The 20,456-nt window shown below is 57.6% G+C and carries 23 protein-coding genes; 19 read left to right on the top strand and 4 right to left on the bottom strand.

The window, feature by feature from the left end; genetic code table 11:
* Positions 1-4: 4 nt before the first annotated feature.
* The 4 genes from T370_RS0102600 to T370_RS24060 all read right to left on the bottom strand — a co-directional run bounded on the left by T370_RS0102600 (position 5) and on the right by T370_RS24060 (position 3,279).
* The gene (locus T370_RS0102600) at positions 5-1,333 is read right to left on the bottom strand and encodes a HAMP domain-containing sensor histidine kinase (protein WP_009368903.1); all 1,329 of its coding nucleotides are present in this window, start codon (positions 1,331-1,333) and stop codon (positions 5-7) included.
* Entirely contained in the window at positions 1,326-2,000 is a 675-nt protein-coding gene (locus T370_RS0102595; protein ID WP_009368904.1) for a response regulator transcription factor, read from the bottom strand. Before T370_RS0102595 ends, T370_RS0102600 begins: the two co-directional genes overlap by 8 nt.
* A gap of 164 nt (positions 2,001-2,164) precedes the next feature.
* Positions 2,165-2,428, bottom strand: coding sequence for a hypothetical protein (locus T370_RS0102590; RefSeq protein WP_009368905.1), 264 nt, complete (start codon positions 2,426-2,428; stop codon positions 2,165-2,167).
* A 197-nt stretch (positions 2,429-2,625) separates the two neighbouring features.
* The gene (locus tag T370_RS24060; protein WP_081847458.1) at positions 2,626-3,279 is read right to left on the bottom strand and encodes an IS1595 family transposase; all 654 of its coding nucleotides are present in this window, start codon (positions 3,277-3,279) and stop codon (positions 2,626-2,628) included.
* Between the two features lie 150 nt (positions 3,280-3,429).
* Here T370_RS24060 and T370_RS0102580 point away from each other — a divergent pair, with 150 nt between their 5' ends.
* The 19 genes from T370_RS0102580 (at position 3,430) to T370_RS0102490 (ending at position 20,455) form a co-directional block, all read left to right on the top strand.
* The gene (locus tag T370_RS0102580; protein WP_009368907.1) at positions 3,430-4,347 is read left to right on the top strand and encodes an IS481 family transposase; all 918 of its coding nucleotides are present in this window, start codon (positions 3,430-3,432) and stop codon (positions 4,345-4,347) included.
* A gap of 427 nt (positions 4,348-4,774) precedes the next feature.
* Positions 4,775-5,347, top strand: coding sequence for a hypothetical protein (locus tag T370_RS0102575; protein ID WP_029434640.1), 573 nt, complete (start codon positions 4,775-4,777; stop codon positions 5,345-5,347).
* On the top strand, positions 5,344-6,441 hold the full coding sequence (locus T370_RS0102570) for a hypothetical protein (RefSeq protein WP_029434639.1): 1,098 nt from the start codon (positions 5,344-5,346) through the stop codon (positions 6,439-6,441). Before T370_RS0102575 ends, T370_RS0102570 begins: the two co-directional genes overlap by 4 nt.
* 11 nt (positions 6,442-6,452) lie before the next feature.
* Positions 6,453-8,555, top strand: coding sequence for a DotA/TraY family protein (locus T370_RS0102565; RefSeq protein WP_029434638.1), 2,103 nt, complete (start codon positions 6,453-6,455; stop codon positions 8,553-8,555).
* A gap of 1 nt (position 8,556) precedes the next feature.
* Positions 8,557-9,198 carry a hypothetical protein gene (locus T370_RS0102560; protein WP_029434637.1) on the top strand — a complete coding sequence of 214 codons (642 nt, stop codon included), beginning with the start codon at positions 8,557-8,559 and terminating at the stop codon, positions 9,196-9,198.
* Positions 9,195-9,623: a hypothetical protein gene (locus T370_RS25335; RefSeq protein ID WP_029434636.1), complete on the top strand. Its 429-nt coding sequence runs from the start codon at positions 9,195-9,197 to the stop codon at positions 9,621-9,623. The genes T370_RS0102560 and T370_RS25335 overlap by 4 nt, the downstream gene beginning before the upstream one ends.
* Before the next feature lie 47 nt (positions 9,624-9,670).
* Positions 9,671-10,141 carry a DotD/TraH family lipoprotein gene (locus T370_RS0102550; RefSeq protein WP_029434635.1) on the top strand — a complete coding sequence of 157 codons (471 nt, stop codon included), beginning with the start codon at positions 9,671-9,673 and terminating at the stop codon, positions 10,139-10,141.
* A 129-nt stretch (positions 10,142-10,270) separates the two neighbouring features.
* Positions 10,271-11,383, top strand: coding sequence for a type IV secretory system conjugative DNA transfer family protein (locus T370_RS0102545; RefSeq protein ID WP_029434634.1), 1,113 nt, complete (start codon positions 10,271-10,273; stop codon positions 11,381-11,383).
* A gap of 93 nt (positions 11,384-11,476) precedes the next feature.
* Positions 11,477-12,538 carry a type IV pilus twitching motility protein PilT gene (locus T370_RS0102540; protein ID WP_051643713.1) on the top strand — a complete coding sequence of 354 codons (1,062 nt, stop codon included), beginning with the start codon at positions 11,477-11,479 and terminating at the stop codon, positions 12,536-12,538.
* Complete coding sequence (locus T370_RS0102535) at positions 12,522-12,818, top strand: hypothetical protein (protein ID WP_029434632.1); 297 nt, start codon at positions 12,522-12,524, stop codon at positions 12,816-12,818. Before T370_RS0102540 ends, T370_RS0102535 begins: the two co-directional genes overlap by 17 nt.
* Positions 12,818-13,591, top strand: coding sequence for a phosphoadenosine phosphosulfate reductase domain-containing protein (locus T370_RS0102530; RefSeq protein WP_029434631.1), 774 nt, complete (start codon positions 12,818-12,820; stop codon positions 13,589-13,591). Before T370_RS0102535 ends, T370_RS0102530 begins: the two co-directional genes overlap by 1 nt.
* On the top strand, positions 13,584-13,856 hold the full coding sequence (gene icmT / locus T370_RS22540) for an IcmT/TraK family protein (protein ID WP_034505597.1): 273 nt from the start codon (positions 13,584-13,586) through the stop codon (positions 13,854-13,856). The genes T370_RS0102530 and icmT overlap by 8 nt, the downstream gene beginning before the upstream one ends.
* A 25-nt stretch (positions 13,857-13,881) precedes the next feature.
* Positions 13,882-14,301, top strand: coding sequence for a hypothetical protein (locus T370_RS0102520; RefSeq protein ID WP_029434629.1), 420 nt, complete (start codon positions 13,882-13,884; stop codon positions 14,299-14,301).
* Between the two features lie 16 nt (positions 14,302-14,317).
* The gene (locus tag T370_RS0102515; RefSeq protein ID WP_029434628.1) at positions 14,318-14,533 is read left to right on the top strand and encodes a hypothetical protein; all 216 of its coding nucleotides are present in this window, start codon (positions 14,318-14,320) and stop codon (positions 14,531-14,533) included.
* The gene (locus T370_RS0102510; protein ID WP_029434627.1) at positions 14,530-15,894 is read left to right on the top strand and encodes a zincin-like metallopeptidase domain-containing protein; all 1,365 of its coding nucleotides are present in this window, start codon (positions 14,530-14,532) and stop codon (positions 15,892-15,894) included. The genes T370_RS0102515 and T370_RS0102510 overlap by 4 nt, the downstream gene beginning before the upstream one ends.
* Position 15,895: 1 nt before the next feature.
* Positions 15,896-18,016 (top strand): DNA topoisomerase 3, encoded by a 2,121-nt coding sequence (locus T370_RS0102505; protein WP_029434626.1) that lies wholly within the window; start codon positions 15,896-15,898, stop codon positions 18,014-18,016.
* A gap of 176 nt (positions 18,017-18,192) precedes the next feature.
* Entirely contained in the window at positions 18,193-18,609 is a 417-nt protein-coding gene (locus tag T370_RS0102500; protein ID WP_029434625.1) for a hypothetical protein, read from the top strand.
* Positions 18,606-19,121 carry a lytic transglycosylase domain-containing protein gene (locus T370_RS23385; RefSeq protein WP_051643712.1) on the top strand — a complete coding sequence of 172 codons (516 nt, stop codon included), beginning with the start codon at positions 18,606-18,608 and terminating at the stop codon, positions 19,119-19,121. The genes T370_RS0102500 and T370_RS23385 overlap by 4 nt, the downstream gene beginning before the upstream one ends.
* Positions 19,118-20,455, top strand: a complete 1,338-nt coding sequence (locus T370_RS0102490; protein ID WP_029434623.1) for a secretion/conjugation apparatus DotM-related subunit — start codon at positions 19,118-19,120, stop codon at positions 20,453-20,455. Before T370_RS23385 ends, T370_RS0102490 begins: the two co-directional genes overlap by 4 nt.
* The last annotated feature ends 1 nt before the right edge of the window (position 20,456 follow it).

Genomic DNA, 20,456 nt, shown 5'->3' with positions numbered 1-20,456 from the left:
CTCGTTACATGATTATTCTGACCGTGGTTCCTCGGCCTTTATGGCTCTCAATGTCGAGCGCCCAGCCGTGTTTGTCCACGATGAGCTTGGCGATATAAAGGCCAACGCCCTTGCTGTTTACCGCCTTGAAAGCCTGACTGGAACGGTTGATGATATTCTTTGCCGTTTCTTCATCCATGCCCTCGCCACTGTCAGTTATTTCGATTACGACGTTCCGGCCCTCGCGTTTGAGGCTTAGGCTGGCCCCGCCAGCCTGTGTGTACTTGATGGAGTTGGAAAGCAGGTTAATCAGCACCTGGGCCAGACGTACCGAGTCTGCCTCGATAATCACGTCCGGCTCAATATTGTAGATAAAATCCAGTTTTTTTTGCGCGAAGCCGCCCTCGTGGCCGATGGCGACCCTGTGGGCCAGATCGGAAACGTTTACCTGGGTAATGTTCAGATCAAAGGCGTCGTTTTCGTAAATCAGGCGGTCTTCAAGCTCGTTAAGCAACTCGCCGGTGCGGGCAACTTCGGCGCGCATTGCCTCAAGCCGTTCCCTGTCCGCCTCGTAGATGCCGTCGAGCATGGCTTCAAGCTGGCTAAGCAAAATTTGCAGTGGCGTGCGCAGTTCGTGCGAAAGGCTGACGATTAGCTCCTGCCGGAATTTTTCCTGGTTAAGCAGCGATTCGCCAAGGGCGTTGATGGAATCCGCGATCTCGTGCATTTCGGCCACATTGCCCTTGATGGCTATACGGGTTTGCAAGTGCCCGGTCGAAATATCCTTGGCCGCCACGGCAATTTGCCGGATTGGCTTGGAGAGCCGGTAAAAGAACAGCATGGAGATGGCCGCGCCCACCACGCTGATGCAGATTATTGAAAGCACCACCAGCCAAATGCCGCCGCCCCGGAATGCATCGGCTTCGGGTGAACTGATGTGGTTGCTGAAATAGCCGGCCGTAAGTTCGCCAACTGTTTTGCCGTCAACCGTTATGGGCAGCCTGACCCGCGTGTACTTGTGGTTGGGGTTGGCGCAACAGCGCTCCACGCCTTTTTCACTGGTGTAAACAGTGTTTCCGGCCAGGTCGGTTATGGTAAAATAATCGCCGGAGAGTTTGGCTGCGGCCCCGGTCTCGCTGCCGTCATAGCCGTTCCAACTACCATACATCTTGTAGTGCATGGCCACCTGCATGACCAGCATGTGCTGGGTCTCTTCATGCACCTTGTCCACGTAATAGGAAAAGAAGCGGTCGATGATATGTAGGCCGAAAAAGATGAATACAACCACGGTGATGCCCGTTATCACCACAAAATAGGCCGTGAAGAGTCTGCGGAATGGCTTGTTTTTACGCATGGCGCTCCACCCCCAGGCTGTAGCCCTGGCCGTGAACGGTTTTGATAATCTCCGGCTTTTTTGGGTCGTCTTCAAGCTTCTGGCGTAGGTGCGCAATATGCACATCCACAATACGATCCATGGCATCCGGCGAATCGATGTATTCCACCAGTTTGTCGCGGCTGACCACGGCTTTGCTGTTGCTGGCAAGGCAGAGCAACACCTTGTATTCATTGGGGGTCAGCTTGATTTCCGTCTCGTTTTTGCTGACCGTATGTTTATCCATGTAGATTGCAATGTTTTTGCCCAAGTGGATGACGTTCTCCATCGGGCGACAGCGTTTGAGCACGGCCTTTACCCGGGCCACCAGCTCACGCGGGCTGAAAGGCTTGGCCAGGTAGTCGTCGGCCCCAGAGGCGAAACCGTTGATTCTGGATTGCTCGCTACGTTTCGAGGTGAGCATGATTACAGGCGTGTTGTAGAGGCCGACCACGTGTGCGCAAAGGTCTTCACCCTGGCCGTCGGGCAGCATCAGGTCGAGTACGATGAGGTCGATATCGGAACTGACGAGTTTCAAGGCCTCGGCGATGGTCGCGGCGTGGAGCACCGCGTAGCCCTCGCGGCGAAGGTAGTCCATCACGGTTTGGGCGATTTTCAGTTCGTCTTCCACTACCAAAATATTGTACATAAACACCTGCTGTTCAGCGTAGTAGGGAGTTCTCCACAGCTTTCGCCAAACTTAGCTTCTAGGCGTCGGAGGCACAATGGAGAATTTGGCCTCCGGCTCCCCTGTTTTAACGGTGGAAAGCGGGGCCAAGGCAAAGGCCCCGCTCACCACCGGCAGCTTGGGAGCTACATTTTTTTCTTCATGCTGTCGCCTTTCATCACACCCTTGTCGTCTTTCATGCCCTTATCTTTCATCATCCCGTCCTTTTTCATGCCGTCGTCCATCATCTTATGGTCTTTCCCCATGGCGCCGTCTTTTTTCATGCCATTGTCCATCATGGTCTTGTCGCTTTTCATGTCGCCGGACTTGGCTTCCATGGCGATGGCCTGGCTTAAGGACAGTGAGCAGATAATGGCCGTAATGCTGAGAATGGAAAGAAGCTTTTTCATAATACCCTCCAGGTATGTAAAAATGAACACTCAAGCGTGTTGCCTGCTGGGACCGGCTACATTCAGCGGGTTGCCAGCCGTCTTGAGCTCAGATTTACAGGAGAGTTGTTAAGAAATTATTTAGGAATAAATATTTTTTGATTATGCCTGTCCAGCTTGAAAATTTTTTTCAATTTTAGGGGCTGTCCTAGTTAAGACTAATGTTTTGCTTGTTTTACCCAATAAGTTAGCTGAGTTAGGAGCTGTTTATGATTGCCTCCATTGAAACGCCATTCGCATTCCTTGAGGAACCAGTAAAAGTGTTCAGGCTTGATACCGTTAAAGCGACGCAAGTGCCTTTTGGCCTGATTCCAAAAATTTTCTATTCCATTGATATGATTATGCTGTTCCGCAAACTTCTGGGAATGATTGATGCGATGATGATGGAATCCGTTGATATCCAGGGCATTGTAAGCTGAAAATGTATCCGTATAGACTATACTGTCGGGTTCCACCTGTTCTTTGATGATGGGGAGAAGTGTTTCAGTGCGGGCATCAGGAATGATTGCCGTGTAAACTCTGCCGTTTCTCTTCAGTAAACCAAAAACAGCTATTTTTCCGGCAGCTCCCCGTCCTCTTTTACCTTTTCTTACACCTCCAAAGTAACTTTCATCGGCTTCTATTTCACCGGACAGTCGATAACTGGGGAGATGCGAAGCAATGAGACGTCGCAAACGCATGAAATAGGATGTGGCTGTGTTACGGTTTACTCCTGCCATTTCTCCGGCAGCCCTTGCCGTGGCACCAGCCACAAAAAATTTTATGAGTTCGGCCTGTTGCCGATAATTTAGTCTGCTGCGTCTTTCATACATGGTCTTATCCTAGCTCTTTTTTCTTAGCTAGGACAGCCCCCAATTTTATTATGTTCAAACCTAGATGTAATGTTCCAATAGGTTGTTCACCCTGCCTCAAGCCGGTAAAGCTGGAGTTGACAGACAACAGTAAACCGAGCCGAGGACAGGGTGAACAGCCATAAGAATGCCAAATTGACTGCACGCGGTCGAGAGGAAATGATCCGGCGGATGAGCGAAAAGCCCGCAGCCGCAGTTGCGGCGGGTTTTGGTGTAAGCCTGCGTACCGCCAGAAAGTGGATGAGCCGCTACAGGCAGGGAGGCTTTGAGAATCTTGCGGACAGAAGTTCTCGCCCGAAGCGATGCCGGGGCACACTGACGGAACAAGATTTTGGTTCCATTTTGGCTTTGCGCAAAGAGCGCCTGACTGGTGATGAAATTGCGTTACGTCTTGGCCTTTGCCGCAGCAGCGTGTTCCGGGCCTTGCGTAAACTCGGCTGCTCCCGGATTTCATCTTTGGAGGAAAAAGCGCCCATCCAGCGTTACCAGTGGGAAAAGCCCGGGCAAATGCTGCATCTGGATATCAAGCGACTGGGCAAGATTGACGGCGTTGGCCACAAGAAAGCAGGAACACGGCAAGTCCGTCGCCGCCACCCAGGCTGGGAATACTTACACGTCTGCGTGGATGATGCGTCCAGGGCAGCGTATACAGCGGTGCTCCCGGATGAGACCGCGGAATCAGCGATAGAGTTTTTATGGTTTGCGGTAGCTTGGTATAGCGCCCACGGCATAAAAGTGGAACGAGTACTGACGGATAATGGAGCGTGTTATAAATCCCAAAAATTCCGGGATGCGTGCCGGGAGTTTGGCATAAAGCATAAACGGACCCGACCTTACCGGCCTCAAACCAATGGCAAGGCGGAACGCTTTATCAGGACGGCCTTGAAAGAGTGGGCATACGCACACACGTATACCCACTCAGAGAAAAGAACAGCGAACTTGCCGGTCTGGACGCATCGCTACAACTTTGTGCGTCCGCATACGGCTCTTGGCAGAAAACCTCCAGCCTCAAGGCTGAACGGAGGGTGAACAACGTGTTGACACTCTACACCTAGAGCTTGTCCGGGCAAACCCTAAAATGTCCACTCAAAGCTAAAATTTTTAGGGGTATAAAATTTATTTTTCTAAATATGCCGTATAAATTAAGAGAGTTAAATAGGTAATTTAAATCCCGTCTCCGCATTTTGAAATTATGAGCATTAGCTGTGCTTCTCCGATGTGCTTATCAAAAAATGCCTTAAAATGGAATACGTTTACCCCGCTTTTTCGTCCCACTCCAGTTGCCCAATTTTTCCGAGTCCCGCTCCCTTCTGTCTAATCCCGTCCGCAAACGTCCTCAGCTATCCCGAATTTTTTGGGGTAACTGGCAGGGTAAATTTTTTTCAAAAAAATTTTTATTAAATTATATCAAGTAGATATTTGCCAAAAAAGACTGAGCTACGATGAGGCTCACCGTGTGACCAACAACATCTCGGTGGCGGGACAGCTTCAGGCCGACATGACCACAATGGCGCGGGAATCACGCAAGTGGAACCTGTCCATCGGACTGTACACGCAGTCCATTGACGACATTCCCAAAATCATCACGGACGAACTGGCCACAACCGTGGTCATTCTCGGTTCTGGAACCGAGAAAAGCATCGACAATCTCTCGGAACGCTTCGGCCTGAACGGGGCATGCCGTCATGCGCTCTCACGGTTGGGCAAGCCCGGCAAGGCCGGTTCCAATCTCATTGCCCTGTTCAGGACTGGTTCGGGCATGTCCCAGCTTGTCCTCAGTCTTACCATCGGCCCGCAATCCCTCTGGGCCTTTTCCACCACCACGGAAGACGTGGCTATCCGCAACAATCTCTATCAGCGCCTGGGGCCGTCCGAAACCCTGCGGCGGCTGGCCGCGCGTTTTCCGGGCGGTTCGGCCAAGGCCGAAGTGGAACGCCGCAGGCGCAAGGTCGAAGACCAGAGCGACGCCGATGGGGAAGTCGTCAACGTCATTCTGGAAATTGCCAACGAAATAGCGAGGGAACTATGAAAAAAGTTCTTTTGGCTTTGCTGATAACGGCTTTTCCGGCTCAGGTCTGGGCCGGAGGCTGCGGATGCGGCTCTGTCAGAGCCATCGTCACGGCGGCGAAATCCGAAACCATTCAGGCGGTAAACGCCTATACAGCGGCGGAAGCGCAGGCCATCCGTTCGGAAATCCTGTTGGCCGCGCAGAACATCATCGGCACCATCAAGACGGAATCCGCCACCATCGTGCGGGCGCTCGTCGCGCTCAAGGAAAGCAATGCCGCCACGCTCAAGGGACAGGCCGTGGCGGGCGAGGCCATGAAAACCGAGGACATGTACGGCAAGGCCGCGCAGCCTGCCGGACTGTGCGGAAGCAGCTCCCTGGGCGCGGGCATCCAGCTCGGCGCTCAGGCCGGACAGGAAATCCACGCCGCCATGCGCGAAAAGCAGCTTGAACACGCCCATACGTCCAAAAAGCCGGTGGAATTTCTTCAGCGTGTGCTGGCCGATGACCAGCCTTCCGAACAGGAAAGTCTGGACGCGCTCTTTCCGCTGCAAAGTACATTGACCGAGGATCAGGTGGCGCAGGCCCATGAAGCCGTCAAGACGCTGGCCAATCCCCGTCCCTTGCCGGTGGTGACGGAGGAACAGAAGGAAACGCCCGCCGGGCAGACCTACGCGGCGGCACGAAAAATCCATGAGGAACGGGTGGCCGCCGTCATGGAATCCCTGAACAACCATGTGGTCTATCACGCGCCCACGCTGCCGGAAGATGTCACGGCCTGGGCGGAAAACCAGTGGTCGGAAGCGGGCGGGAGCGGCACGCCGCCCGGCATTGTGGACGGCAGGCTCTCCGAAGCCGGACTGTACAGGCTCCTCTCGCAGATGCGCGTCGGGAACCCGAACTGGTTTGCCCAAATAGCCACAGCAACGGATGCGGGGCTTTTGCGGGAGCTGGTGATTATGCAGGCGTTCCAGATGGAGCTGACGCGCAAGAACACGGACTTGCTGGACAGGCTGACCGTCATTGCCTCGCTGGACTACCTCACACGCATGGAGGGCACGACCGGCAAGGAAATGGATGACCTCTACACGCGCATGGTCGGCGCACAGCAGTAGGGAGGAGCTGTATGGCAACTGACCTTCCCGCGACTTCGGAAGTCCTGCTCCAGACCGATGCCAGCAAGCATATTCTGGACACCTTTCTCGGTCAGGGATGGGATACCTGGGGCACGAGCCTCGGCGGTTCGCAGGCATCGGAATTGATGCTTGAAATGTTCAGCGCCTTCAACCTGATCGCTCTGGCTGTCATTTCCGCGCTGTTCCTGTGGGTTCTGGCAGTCGCCGTGGCCGGAACAGCGCACGAGGGAACGCCTTTCGGCAAGCGATACAGTTCCTTGTGGATGCCCTTGCGCTTTGTGGGCGCAATGGGGGCATTGGCTCCCATTTTCAAGGGATTGTCGCTCTTTCAGGTGGCAATCCTGGCCTGCATCGGCTTTTCCATCAATCTCGGCAACTACGTCTGGGAGCTGGGTACGGAGTATTTTGTGGAGCATGGTGGGCAGCTTTCTCCCCAGGCTCCGGATCAGAACGTCACGCACTATGCGTCCATCACCAACGGCGCTCTGGAATCGCTGACACTCCAGTATTACCTGAACGAACGGCGCGGCCTGAACATCACGCCGGGCGGAGAATGGACATACAGCGGCAACTGGTTCCGCTCCGGTGGTGAATACAGATTCATCTTCAACGGCAATGCGGGAAGCATCACGGTTTCCTGCGTGGACGAAGGCGATGCCTTATGCCGGGGTAAGGTCAATGCCGTGGGCGCGGCCATTTCCGCGCTCTCGCCGCTGGCGCAACAGCTTGCCGATCCCGATACTCCGGCTTCCTCCATCGAGCCTCGCGCCCTGTATGATACGGCCAATCAGGTCAACACGACCATCCTTTCCGGCCTGCAAAGCTACGCACAACAGGGACAGCTTCACGACAAGCTCAACGAGTTCAGGGAAAACGCCGCGCAATACGGCTGGTTCATCGCCGGGTCTTCCTACTGGTCAATCGCCTGGATCAATCAGGAAGTCCGGGAAGCCATGTACTCCGGCATCACCTACAGTCCGCATGAGTACACCATGTCGGAGCTTCAGGCGCTGATGCACGGCCTGCGCGACTATGAAGCGGCAAAAGAGCGCGTGGCCAACTACATCAAGACCGCCTACGCCAGCCGGAGGGGCATTTCCGACACCACGGCCACGCCGTCCGTCACGGACGAAGGCCGGGCTTTCGACGAAATCTGCAACTGGCTGCGGGCCACGCTGAATCAGCTTGTGGCCGGGAACATCCTGCCCGTCGCCATTGAAAAATTGTCCTCCAGCGATCCCATTATGGCCGTATCTGATGTGGGGGACTACCTCATCGGCTCGGCCTGGGGTCTGGCCTCGGCGCTCGGCGTCGTGGATGTGGCGCACTCAATGGGCAAGGCGCTGCCGTTTGTGGGCAAGGCCGTTCCCAATCTGGACAAATATATTTCCTTTGTCTTGTTCACGGTCTTTCTGCCGCTCCTGCTCTATGGCCTGGCTCTGGCTTATTATCTGCCCGCCATTCCGTTCATCCGCTGGATTTCAGCTCTCGTCGGCTGGATTATTCTGGTGGTGGAAGCTCTGGTCGCGGCCCCGCTCTGGCTCTGTGCCCATGCCCTGCCCGAAGGGGACGGCGCTGCGGGACAGCACGGCAAACGGGGCTACTTCCTGCTGCTCGGCATCATTATTCGTCCTCCGCTTATGGTCTGCGGATTCTTCGCCGCCGTCATCCTCATGAACGTGGTGGGAAGACTGCTCGGCGCGGGTTTCGAGATATTTGTCGGCGGAACCATGCAGACAAAAATCATCGGCATCACCGGTACATTCGCCATGCTGGTCATCCTCGGCATCGTGGTCATCATGACGGCCAACAAGTTCTTCAGCCTCATTCACTATCTGCCCGAACACGTCACCAACTGGATAGGCCAGCAGTTCCACGCCCTTGGCGAGAAGGAAGACCAGGCAGGTGTGAAAAACGTCTTTGTCGGTTCCACCAATGCGGTTTCCTCTGGCGCTCATGGAGCGCGGGAACTGCGCGGCGACATTTCACGGCAATGGAACAACCCCGGCGCGGGCAACGCCCGGACTTCAACGCCGCAGGCCCCTGCGTCCAGCCCCAGGCCGGGACTGACGCAACAGAATTTCAGGAGCTGATATGGATATTTTCGACAAGGAAAAAACCGTCATCAGTTGCTTTGACCTGACCGGCAACATGGTGCGCCCCTGGGCGGAAGCGGGATACCTCTGTTACTGCGTCGATATACAGCATCCGCAGGGAGAAACGAGACAGGGAAACATTATCCGTGTCGGCGCGGACATGCGCGACTGGCTGCCGCCGTTCCGCCCCATCACCTTTGCCGCCTTCTTCCCGCCCTGCACGGATGTGGCCGTTTCCGGGGCACGGTGGTTCAGGGACAAGGGGCTGTTCGCGCTGTTCCAGTCCATACGCCTGTTCTACGCTTCCATCCGCCTCGCGGAATGGACACATGCGCCGTACCTTATCGAAAACCCCGTTTCCACCATCTCCACCTACTGGCGCAAGCCGGATTACACCTTCGATCCCTGTGATTACGCGGGCTATCCGGGAGGTGAAAACGACCTGTACACCAAGAAAACCTGCCTCTGGACAGGGGGAGGCTTCATCATGCCGCCACCCAAACGTCTTGAACCGGTACAGGGAAGCAGGATGCACCGGCTTCCTCCTTCTCCGGAACGGGCGAACCTCCGCAGCGCCACGCCGATGGGCTTTGCCCGCGCCGTGTTTGAGGCGAACTGTCCCGGCTGGAGGTCGGCATGAAAACGCCCGTTTCCCTTTCAAGCCTTCTGGCTGTCGCCGCTGAATCCCGTCAGCACCTGACGGAACTCCGTTCCGGTTTCCGTTCCCGGCTGGCCGCTTTCCGGCGGAACCGCGCGGCATCGGAACAGGCCGCACTGGAAAAAGATTTCACCCTCGTTCTTGCGGCCTGGGGTATTGCCGACGCGGATATTCCCGGCGTCATCTCGGCCTTGTGCCTGCGGCTGCTGGTGTTCCTCGCTGCGGCTCTGGCCTGCCTCCTCGCGGTGGCATGGTCGCACAGTCCGCTTTCCTTTCTGTCCCTGGCCTGCATCGCGCCGCCCTGTCTGCTCGGCATGGTCACAACGCTCTGGCGCATTTCCATTTTACGTCACCGTCGCTTTACGCCGCTGTGCCGCTGGCTGTTGCATTTCCGCAAACGCCCGTAGCGGGCGGGGGCGTGTCTCCCTTAACCTTAAATATAAGGAGTACCTTTGTGTTTTCCAGAACCGTATTGATAGTGTCCTGTCTGGCTCTTGCGGCCTGCGCGGAGAAAACCGCGCCTCCGGTTCCTCATGAAGTCGATTTCGTATCAGCTACGCTTGGACAGGCTGCGGAGCAGGCCCACGGCGAACTCGCCATGCTTGCCAGACTGCGCGGGCAGGGCTTGCAGCCCTTGCTGCCGCCCGCCGATCCCTCGCTGAATCTGCCCGTTTCCCTTGCCTGGACTGGCGAAGCGTCCGGGGCGCTCAAGGAAATCTGTCTGCAACTCGGCTACCGCTATAAAGAGGCAGGGAGTCCTTCCGCGCAGGCTTTGACGGTCGTGGTGCGCGGTTTGAACCGTCCGGCGCATGAACTGCTGGAAGACATCGCATGGCAGATTCAGCCGCAGGCCATAGTGCGCGTCGATCCGGTCAACCGGGTGCTGACGCTGGCCGGAACTTCCGGCGCGGAGGGAAGGTTATGAGTGCGACAGACATGGAAATACTGTCTTCCCCCATGCCCACGCCCAAAATCGACGACTACAGTTATACGCTGGGATTCAGCAAAGGGGTATGAAGCCGCCGACTCTTCCGCTGTCTGCTGGGCGTTCGGCATGTGCGCCGTTCTGGTCATCATTGGCTGTTTTATTGTGCTGTATCACCATCTCAGCCGACAGAACGATATTTTGTCACGTTTCCGCATTCCTGAAAAACGCGGGGAAAACACGGGCAACGGCAAAGTCTTTTCTCTGCTGCTTCCGCTGGCCTTCACTGTCTGCCTTGCAGGCTGTGCCGGGAAACGGGGGGACGTGGTGAATCCCGCGCCCGTGCCGCCGGATGTCGTCAACGCCCCGGCTCCCGCCGACAGCGCCAACAAGGGAACGGGGAAGTTCGTACCCCATGACGCCGCGTACCGGGAAGACGGCGCGGGACAGTCCCTTGACGTGTACCTTCCCGCCGATCCCGCATCCGGGCCGCGCAAGGGAGAACCGAAGGAACTGGCAAAACTGCTGGAACTGACAGGTACGGCGACCAGCAAGGAGCAAACCGCCGTTCAGCTCATGCGGCCCAAAGCCATCCGGGAGGCGGCGCGGCTGGTCACGTTCCAGACTGCCATGTCCTGGCGTTACGGCCAGCTTGTGACGGAAACGGAACGTTACAGCGCCATTATGGACACGGCCTTCAACTTTGCTCCGTTGATGCTCACGCAGGGTGAAGCCCTGATTATGCCGCCCCTGCTCACGCGGGCGGGAGCATCCATGCGCATTGAAGATGCCGCCACGGCCACGGCGGCGAAAACCACCTATGAACTGCTGGAACCGGCCAGGTACATCGCGGTTGTGCCCAACTGGAGGGAGTTTCTCATGGCCGATGACTTCCCCGCGCCGGAACAGCCCAATCCCGCCGTACTGCCGCAAAACGCGGAAGAACGCGCCATCTGGCGAGCCGCCGTGCGAGAGGCATGGGCACAGGGACTGGCCGAAGCCGACCATCTCTATGCCGACAATGTGTCCCGCATGGCGCGGAGCTATCGCGGCATCATGCTCTATCACCTGCTCACCGCGCAGCACCTTCTGAGCCGGGTCAATACCGCGTTCTCCGACCTGGGGACGCGCCGATCCGACAACGGCAACAAGCTGAATATCGGCCAGAAGGTCTACCGGATTACCGCGCCTTCCGCGTTCACGGTCGCGCCCGCCGCGTCCCGGAAGAAAGGGGGAAAATAGCATGGGGCCAGAGATTTCTACCCTCATGAACCCCGTATCCGCTGGACGCATTCGGAACTCAACGACCTGTTGCTCTGGGGAACCCATTGCGACATGTCAGACCTCAATCTGCGCTCCGGTCTGCCCGCATGGATGCGGTTGAACGGCATATGGAGGAAGGTCACGCAACGGCCCATCACAACTGACGAGCTGCTGGCCGCGCTGGAGCGTCTGACCAAAAACAACTCCGTGTCCGCGCTCATCAAGTCCGGGCAGTCCGATTACGACTTTGCCCACGAGATTGAGGAATCACGCGGTGTGCGCCGCCGTTTTCGCGGCAACGCCACACCGGTGGCGGACGGCTATTCAACCGGCGTCAAGATTGTCTTCCGTACCATTCCTTCCATGCCGCCCGCTCTGGAAGACCTGAACGTCGAACAGGGGATTCTTGACCATGCCATGCCGTCCAACGGCCTGGTGCTGGTCACGGGCGTCATGGGATCGGGCAAGTCCACGCTGCTGGCCGCCATTCTGCGGCGCATCATCGAAAGCGGCGGGCGCAATGTCAGCACTTATGAAGCGCCCATCGAGTTTGATTTCGATGCCGTGCCCAATCCCGGCGGGCCTGTCTCGCAAAGCACGATTCCCGAACACCTGAAATCGTTTCTGACGGCCACGCGCAACAGTACGCGCACAGCCCCGGATGTGGTGCTCATCGGGGAAAGCCGCGATCCCGATACCCTGCGGGGCATGATGGAAAGCGCGGAAATCGGCGTCGCCGCCTATTCCACCGTGCATACACGCTCCGTGCCGGAAACGCTTTCCCGCATCATCAACGTCTTTCCCTTCGCGGAACGACTGCAAGTTGCAGCCACGATGCTTTCCAGCCTGCGGCTGGTCATCTCGCAGCGTCTGCTTCCCCTGCCGGACAACAGCGGACGTATCGCCCTGCGCGAATATCTGGCCTTTACGCCGGAAATCCGGGAAACGCTGCTGGAAACGCCGCTGGAACGTCTGATTCTGAAAACCGAAGACCTGCTGGCCGCTTCCGGCCAACGGATTCAGGATGCCGCCCAAACCGCCTACGCGAACGGAAACATCGCCAGGGACAGCTATCTGGCGATTCTGGCCGAACGCAAACACAGGAAAGGAACCGATTATGGCGCAACAGCATAACGACAACATACCATATTACGAAATCTTCAGCATCAGGGAATACGTCAAGGAAGGAGAGACAAAATCCTCCTGGCTGCGTATCGGTACTGGCTTCAAAAACAGGGATGATTCCTTCGGACTGCTCTTTCAGGCTATGCCCCTGCCCGATCCCAAATCCGGTCTGCTCCGTCTGTACATGCGTCCGTTCCGTCCCGAAACGGAACAGGATGCCGCTCAGGGTGAAGATGCCTTCTATCTGGAGATCGACCCGCTCATGGGCGCTCCGCTGGAGGAGCTGTGATGAAACATCCCGCGAATGTGGTTTCCCTCTCCGGCGGAAAGGACAGCACGGCCATGCTGCTCATGCTCCTCGAACGCGGCGAACCCGTGGCCGATGTCGTGTTTTTCGACACAGGATGGGAATTTCCCGAAATGTATGAACATCTGGAAAAGCTCGAAGCCTTTACCGGCCTGAAAATCACGCGCCTGCATCCCAGGATGCCGATTGGCGTGGAAACGGACAAGTCGCCCTTTGACTGGATGTTTTCAGAATATCCGGTAGCCAGGCGGGGAACACGTCAGGTGCATATGATTGGCCGGGGCTGGCCCAACGCGCCCGTTCGCTGGTGTACGGGCCGCAAACGGGATGCGCTTCACGCGCATTTTCTGGCGCTCACCCACCGGAGTGGCCTTGAACTCCCCCTGCGTCAGTGTATCGGATTCGCCGCCGACGAACGGCATCGGCTGGACGGTTCCACCAAAAGGGGCAGCGCCTACTGTGTACAACGGTATCCGCTAGTGGAATGGGGCGTCACGGAGACCGACGCGCTGGCTTACTGCTACAAACGCGGCTTCACCTGGGGCGGACTGTACCATTTCTTCAGTCGCGTCAGTTGCTTCTGCTGTCCTTTGCAATCTCTTGATGAACTGCGGACACTTCGTGGTTACTTCCCTGACCTGTGGCAACGGATGCTCGTCATGGAATCCTGGCTGCCGGAAAACAGACGGCGTTTCAAGGATTCCAGCGTCTCGGCCCTGGATGCCCGCTTTGCGGAGGAGGCGGATAATGGCTGACGTTCTCTGGCGCGATACCGCGCTCACGCCCAAAATCTTCATTCTGGACGCCCGCGCCGTCTTTCCTCTGGCCCTCTGGCTCTTTCATTGGGCCTGGTGGACGGCGGGGCTGGCGCTTGCCGCGATCCTCGTCCTCTACCTTGTCCAGCGCACAGGCATGACGCCCGTCGCCTGTTTCCGCGCCATCCGCGTGGCCTGCATGGGACGGAGACGCGAAACACGAAACACTGAAAGCCAGTGGCGCAAACGCTGTCGCTGGCAGTAACCCTCTCACTAAAAAGGTGATCAATATGACCCATTACGCCATGCTTTTGAATCTTGATGAAGCCAACGCGCACTCCCTGCGAAGAGATGAACTGTTTCATCACATTCTTCAGGGCAGCATTTTGCGAAAAATCCTGCTTGGTCACGGTCAGACCGAGTATACAGCCATGAAAAACTCCCTTGATGCCATGCTGGATAACGGTCTTCTTGAAATCTGCGAATGTGACGGCGGCGTCGCTTCCATTCTGGAGGGCAATACGTCAGGCAGAGAGGCTTTCCGTCACCTCTGGCTGCATGATGAAGAAAGTGAATCCATGCCCATCCTCCATACTCTGCCCGGTCATGAGTTTGCCATGCAATTTTGCCGTAAATACAGCCTTCCCGGAGAAGCTGAAACTGAGCTGTCCTCTTTCTTCAATATATTGTTCAAGAATAACGAACAGTAACTACAAAGGGATCATCATGAACAGAAAAGAACGCAACAGCCTTGGCCTGTTTGATACCGCGCGGCGCTCCCCGGAAAAGGAGCACGTTTCTCTTACCCAGGAGGACATTGAGCGTCAGCTTGACGCGGGCGCGTTTCTCATGAGCCGCGAGGAAGCCGTCGCCGCCGGATTTCTTAATCCGTATGACGAACAGGATACCGTGATTGTGGACATCAGGGAGGAACAGAAATGAACCAGACGCCACAGAATGAAAAGAAGAGCCGCTTTCAGCTCAGTCGGGAAGTTCAGGAGGAATTTGTCAACGGCATTGCCCAGACCATGTTGTCGCTGGCCGAAAACGCTGAACAAAGTCAGCCGTCTGTGACTGAAACGCCCTTTTGCCCCGCCACCGGAAAGGAATACAGCGGAGCGAACATGGTGCGTCTGACGCTGACCGCTATGGAAAAGGGCTACACCGACAATCGCTGGCTCACTTTCAAGCAGCTCCAGGCGGTCAGGGAGGAATATCCTGACCTGAACATCCGCATCCGAAAAGGAGAACACGGCGTCACCGTGCTGCGCCCGGAGGACGTGTTCTTCACGGTGGAAAAGGACGGAAAGTGGAATTTTGTTTCCGAAGAGCAGGCAAAGGGCATTCCTGATGTGCAGCGACATACCCTGCTGTATCCCTTCACGGTCTTCAATGCGGCCCAGATTGAAAACTTTCCCGCCAGGGAACAGCCCGCGCCCGTCATGAGCGAAGCCCAGCGCAACGAGTTGCTGGAACGCTTTGTCGCCAGTTCGGGTGTGGCGGTCGAACACGACAAGGGCGTTCCGCGCTTCGACCATAAAACGGATACCGTCAGGCTGCCGTACCCGGAGAATTTTCACAGTTCCGGCGCTTACTACGCCGCGAAGCTGCGGGAGTTCTTCAAGGCCACTGGCCATACATCACGGGAAGCCCGACAGCCTGTAAAGGCCCAAACACTCAAAAGCTGCGCCTTCGAGGAAATGCGGGCGGAAATGTTCTCCATGCTGGCCGGGGCGAAATTCGGTCTGCCCATGCCGGAACACGGTTCCGCGGAACGGCTCAGGCTCTGGAACCAGACCTTTTCCAGCGGGGAATCCAGGGCGCTTTTCCGGGCCGCCTCGGAAGCCGCGCGGGCGCTGACAACCCTGCGCCAGTTTGAAGCGGGCGAACAGCCCGCCGCCCGATGGTTCCCCAAACGAGAAGCATGGCCGGAACTCATGGAGATGCAGAAACAACGGGATGCCGTGACCGGTGTGTCCTTCCGGGAAAAGGTTGGTTCCGACGCTCCGCGTCCCGCGCCCGGCGGAACCGCGAATTCTCTGTCCGAATCCGCCAGAGCATTTGCGGAAACGGATGACCTGACCGTCAAGGCCCGCCTGATTCTCCAGAATCCCGACTTCCTGAACATGGCGCTCAGGCTCGACCCTTCCGCCACCAGAGAGCTGGCCGCGCTCTGCGACCAGGTGTCGCAGGCGTTGCACATGGAGCTGGACGAAAAGCTCCGCTCCGCGCCGGGCGCTGTGGAAAATCCCCTTCCCCTGAACGAACAGAAAGCCGCTTCCGCGCGGCGTATGAGGATGTGATATGCGACTTTTCATTGCCGAAAAACCCAATCTTGCAAAAGCCATCGCCAATGGTCTGGGCAATGGCCGCACGGAAAGCGGCTGCATCCGCTGCGGCGACGATGTGGTGACATGGTGCTTCGGGCACATGCTCGAACTTGCCTGGCCGCAGGAATACAAGCCCGAATATTCCCAATGGCGGCGCGAACACCTGCCCATCATTCCTTCTGAATGGAAATACAAGGTCAAAAAGGATTCCGCCAAACAGCTTGCCGTCATCGGCTCCCTGCTGCGCGAGGCCGATTCCGTGGTCAACGCAGGCGATCCCGACCGCGAGGGCCAGCTTCTTGTGGACGAAGTACTGGAGCATTTCAACTATCGTGGCCCGGTGGCCCGTATCTGGCTGCCGTCTCTAGATGACAAATCCGTCCGCATCGCCCTGAACGGCATCAGGGACAATACGCCCTATGCGCCTTTGCGCGACGCCGCCCGCGCCAGAAGTCTGGCCGACTGGCTGGTGGGCATCAACGCCACACGCGCCCTGACCATCAAGGGAAGAGAAGGCGGACGTTCCGAAACGCTGTCTCTGGGCCGCGTCCAGACTCCCACCCTCGCTCTGGTCGTTGCCCGCGACAGGGAAATTACCAACTTCAAACCCGTGGACTATTTCGTGCTGCGGGCCTCACTCACCCATGCCGCCGGAGAATTTACGGCCACCTTTGTTCCTTCCGAGACGCAGGCCGGTCTGGACGCTTCCGGGCGGCTCGTGGATTTCACTCAGGTTGCCGCTGTGCTTGAACAGGTCAACGGCGTGGAGGGCCTTGTCACGGAATCTCTGCGGGAAAACAAGAGCAAGGCCGCGCCCCTGCCGCACAGTCTTTCCTCCCTGCAAAAAGCCGCTTCCGCCCAACTCGGCATGTCAGCGCAACAGGTGCTGAACATCGCGCAATCCCTCTATGAGCGCAAACTGACCACCTATCCCCGGACGGACTGCCGCTATCTGCCTGTCGAGCAGTATCAGGAAGCCGCCGCCGTGCTGGCCGCGCTTTCCTCGCTTCCCGGCCTGGAACAGATCGCGGGAAAGGCTGACGCCTCGCTCAAAAGCGCCGCGTGGAATACGGGAAAAGTCACCGCGCACCACGCCATCGCGCCCACGGGCGAACTGCCCCCGGACAACCTCAAACCAGAGGAGCGTTCTCTCTATTTCATGATTGCCACGGCCTTTTGCCTGCAATTCCATTCGCCCATGCGTTATGAAGCGCGAAAAATCGCGGTCAACCTTGCTGATACCCGTTGGGAGGTCACGGGGCGGCGCATGGTGGACACCGGATGGACGGCCTTCTCCAAAGACGAGGAAGACGACAGGCAGGAAGAGGAATCCCTGCCGCCGGTTGAACAGGGCGATGCCGTGACCTGCCGCACAGTGGAAAGCGTAAAGAAAAAGACTTCCCCGCCTTCCCGTTTTTCCGAAGGCACGCTCATCGAGGCGATGGCCAACGTCCACCGTTTTGTGGGTGACGCCGATGCCAAAGTCACTCTCAAGGAAACCAAGGGTATCGGAACCGAGGCCACCCGCGCAAAGGTTCTCGAAACGCTCAAAGAGCGCGGCTATCTGGCGCTTGAGAAAAAGTCCATCGTTTCCACGCCTCTGGGCCGGGAAATCATCGACCTCACCCCGCCCGCGCTCAAAGACCCCATTACCACGGCGGAATGGGAGTCCCGTCTTGAGGCCATCGCCCAGGGCAGGGAAACGCTCGACGCCTTTCTTGCGGAGCAGAAGAAGATTCTGCCGGAACTCCTTGCCCCCATTCTGGGCGACGGCAGGCCCGCGTTTCCCTGTCCTTCCTGCGGCGCAGCCCTGAACCGCCGCAGGCGCAAGAAGGACGGTTCGTGGTTCTGGGGCTGCACGGCGTATCCCGACTGCAAGGTCATCCTGCCCGACGACCACGGCAAGCCCGGCAAGGCCAGGCCCAAACCCGCGCTTTCGGAATACGCCTGCCCGGCCTGCGGCAAGCCGCTCGTCAAACGCTCCGGCGCGAAAGGCGAGTTCTACGGCTGCTCCGGCTACCCCGGATGCAAGAAGACCTGGCCTGTCGCTCCGGGCGGCGCTCCGGATTTCAACGCGAAGAAAAGAGGAAAATAGGAGGGAAGATGTGGGGGCACTGCCCCCACTCCCCCGCAAGGGGCATGATGCCCCTTGACCCCCATTGCCGGAACACATGGCAAGCCATGTGTTCCGAAATGAGGGGGTTCGGGGGAAATCATTTCCCCCGACGGGGTTTGGGGTGGAACCCCAAATAGAAAAAGGGAGATAGCGACATGAAATATATTGTCACATTTCTGCTGTGCATGGCGCTGGCCGAGCCGTGTTTCGCCGGTTCCTGTCAGGACATGCAAGACGCCGTAGGCGGCGCGATTCAGGAACGTAACGAACGGGTATCGGACACGCATGACGTGCTCATGCCCGACCCGGAAACCGAACGGGACGCGCTTTCCGGCTGCCTCGGTTCCGTCAATGCCATCGGAGATGTCTTCTCTCTCGGCGTGACTCTGCCGAGCATGGATCAGATTGTCGCGGGCATGTGCAGTCAGGTCAATTCCTACATCAACCGGAAAATCAACGAGGCGCACACTCAGGTCAACAATTCCGTCAACGGCATGGGCGGCAACAATCCCTTCAAGGTCTATGGCACCGGCGGGGAGTATGTCGTTAGGATTACGGGGAAACTCAAATGAAAGCGACGTTCTTTCTGTTCGTGGCCCTGTGGCTGTTGCCGGATGCGGTCTTTGCCGCCGGACGGGCAAAAGTCGTTTTCCCGCCTATGCATCCGCTGACGGTTGACTGCGTTGTGGACGCGGCCCACGCCAGTGGAATGCCTGTCGCCGCGCTCTTCGCCATTCTTGCCACGGAAGGAGGAAAAACCGGAGAAGCCCTGAGCAATAAAAACGGCACATGGGATTTGGGAGGATTCCAGGTCAATTCCGTGCATCTCAATGAACTGGCCACGATGGGCATTGCGCCGGAAACCGTACTCCGTGATGGCCGCGTCAACGCCTATGCGGCGGCCTGGTTGCTGCGGAAGGAATATCAGCGCACGGGCAGTCTCTGGCGAGCCATCGGGGTGTATCATTCCCGCACGCCGCATCGCCGGGATGCCTATATCCGGCGCGTCAAAAGCAATCTGGAACGGCTGCGCCGGGAAGGCATTGTCACGCTCTCCGTTCTTGAGCGGGAGGCAGGGCAATGAACAGTCGGGATAGCAGGGACGACCATCTCTTTTTGTGGTGCGCCTTTCTGGTTTTCGTCTTTGTGCTGCTGCCCGCCCTCTATGTCGTGTATGCGGACGATGTGAACAGACCGCTGCTGGCGCTGGCCGAAGCCCAGATTCAGGTCTTCGCGCCCTTCTTTGAGGAGGCGCAAACCGCGTGGGCGCGTATCGCGGATGCCGATCCGGCCTCCCTGTCCTGGGAAAACATGTGGAAGGTGTTGCGCTACACCGGTTCGTGGATTCGCTGGCCCTTTGCCTTGCTGCTCGTCCTGTTCGGCGTGGCGGCCATCTTCATGGGCCGCGTGGATGGTCTTGTCCGGCGTTTCAACATGGAAAGCCTGCTGAAAAACAATGCGGAGTCTTTTCCCTGCCTGCGGCCCGTTGTGGGGCGCGGCAAGTATCTGCTCTCGCCGGAATCCTACGATTCCGGCCTGTGGAAAGTCGCCCGGACACCCGCGCAATTCGCTCTGGAACATGGCTTGCTGCTTGATGAACAGGGAAAGCCGTTCTCACCGGAACAGGCCCTGAAAAACGGCCTGCCGTCCACGGAACTGCCCGCCTGGGGCAACGCCCGGCTGGATGGAGAAAAAGCGCTTCGTGTGCTGACGGAACAGCTCGGCAAACGCTTTGAGGGCTACGAGGGCTTGTCGCCCTGCCGTCGCGCTCTGGCCGTCGCTTTTCTGGCCTATGCGGGCGGGGACAAGAAGGGCTGCGTCTCCCTGCTGGATGCGGTTTCTCTTTTCTACTCCGAAGAGAATGGGCAGGCGTACTGTCCTCTTCTGGAAGACGGCGATTTTACCAACAAGCTGAAAAAGCAATGGGAACGCCATGCTTCCGTGTTGAACGAGAAGTGTCTGAGCATCCATGCCGCCTATGAACTGCCCTGGTTCATGGCCTTGCTGTATCGGGCGCGACAGAAAGGCGTGCTGGCCAGTTCGCAGTTCCTCTGGCTCCGTCCGCTGGATCGTCCGCTCTGGTACGCGCTCAATCAGTGTGGAGGACGCGCGGCATGGGCCGAAGGTTTTGCGCCCTGGGCACACTACACGGCGGAAGAAAAAGAAAGGAAGACGTTGACAAAACCGCATGTGGCTCCCGCCGTGGCAAGCCTCAGGGAAGCTCTGTCCGCTCAGGGCTGGCTGACGGAAATCTTTGTGCCGCCTGCCGAGTCCACAAATACGGAATCTTCCCCTGATAGTTCCGCCCAGGCGTCTTCACCCATTGAGTCGCCGCCGGACATGGTAGTGGCCGATGCGGAAGACGACCCCGAATACGACGCCAATGAAGACCCCTCACTGGCACAACAGGATTATTGAG

The sequence above is a fragment of the Bilophila wadsworthia ATCC 49260 genome, from assembly GCF_000701705.1.
Taxonomy (GTDB): Bacteria; Desulfobacterota; Desulfovibrionia; order Desulfovibrionales; family Desulfovibrionaceae; genus Bilophila; species Bilophila wadsworthia.
Note: the sequence above shows the minus strand (reverse complement) of the source record. Positions and strands in the feature narration are given on the sequence as shown.

Coding starts and splice junctions, on each gene's coding strand:
- T370_RS0102545 (WP_029434634.1), top strand. CDS start 10,271: ATGTGCGCCGTTCTGGTCATCATTGGCTGTTTTATTGTGCTGTATCAC.
- T370_RS0102565 (WP_029434638.1), top strand. CDS start 6,453: ATGGCAACTGACCTTCCCGCGACTTCGGAAGTCCTGCTCCAGACCGAT.
- T370_RS23385 (WP_051643712.1), top strand. CDS start 18,606: ATGAAAGCGACGTTCTTTCTGTTCGTGGCCCTGTGGCTGTTGCCGGAT.
- T370_RS0102530 (WP_029434631.1), top strand. CDS start 12,818: ATGAAACATCCCGCGAATGTGGTTTCCCTCTCCGGCGGAAAGGACAGC.
- T370_RS0102590 (WP_009368905.1), bottom strand. CDS start 2,428: ATGAAAAAGCTTCTTTCCATTCTCAGCATTACGGCCATTATCTGCTCA.
- T370_RS0102535 (WP_029434632.1), top strand. CDS start 12,522: ATGGCGCAACAGCATAACGACAACATACCATATTACGAAATCTTCAGC.
- T370_RS0102505 (WP_029434626.1), top strand. CDS start 15,896: ATGCGACTTTTCATTGCCGAAAAACCCAATCTTGCAAAAGCCATCGCC.
- T370_RS25335 (WP_029434636.1), top strand. CDS start 9,195: ATGAAAACGCCCGTTTCCCTTTCAAGCCTTCTGGCTGTCGCCGCTGAA.
- T370_RS0102560 (WP_029434637.1), top strand. CDS start 8,557: ATGGATATTTTCGACAAGGAAAAAACCGTCATCAGTTGCTTTGACCTG.
- T370_RS24060 (WP_081847458.1), bottom strand. CDS start 3,279: ATGTATGAAAGACGCAGCAGACTAAATTATCGGCAACAGGCCGAACTC.
- T370_RS0102600 (WP_009368903.1), bottom strand. CDS start 1,333: ATGCGTAAAAACAAGCCATTCCGCAGACTCTTCACGGCCTATTTTGTG.
- T370_RS0102520 (WP_029434629.1), top strand. CDS start 13,882: ATGACCCATTACGCCATGCTTTTGAATCTTGATGAAGCCAACGCGCAC.
- T370_RS0102490 (WP_029434623.1), top strand. CDS start 19,118: ATGAACAGTCGGGATAGCAGGGACGACCATCTCTTTTTGTGGTGCGCC.
- T370_RS0102540 (WP_051643713.1), top strand. CDS start 11,477: ATGTCAGACCTCAATCTGCGCTCCGGTCTGCCCGCATGGATGCGGTTG.
- T370_RS0102500 (WP_029434625.1), top strand. CDS start 18,193: ATGAAATATATTGTCACATTTCTGCTGTGCATGGCGCTGGCCGAGCCG.
- T370_RS0102570 (WP_029434639.1), top strand. CDS start 5,344: ATGAAAAAAGTTCTTTTGGCTTTGCTGATAACGGCTTTTCCGGCTCAG.
- T370_RS0102595 (WP_009368904.1), bottom strand. CDS start 2,000: ATGTACAATATTTTGGTAGTGGAAGACGAACTGAAAATCGCCCAAACC.
- icmT (WP_034505597.1), top strand. CDS start 13,584: ATGGCTGACGTTCTCTGGCGCGATACCGCGCTCACGCCCAAAATCTTC.
- T370_RS0102515 (WP_029434628.1), top strand. CDS start 14,318: ATGAACAGAAAAGAACGCAACAGCCTTGGCCTGTTTGATACCGCGCGG.
- T370_RS0102510 (WP_029434627.1), top strand. CDS start 14,530: ATGAACCAGACGCCACAGAATGAAAAGAAGAGCCGCTTTCAGCTCAGT.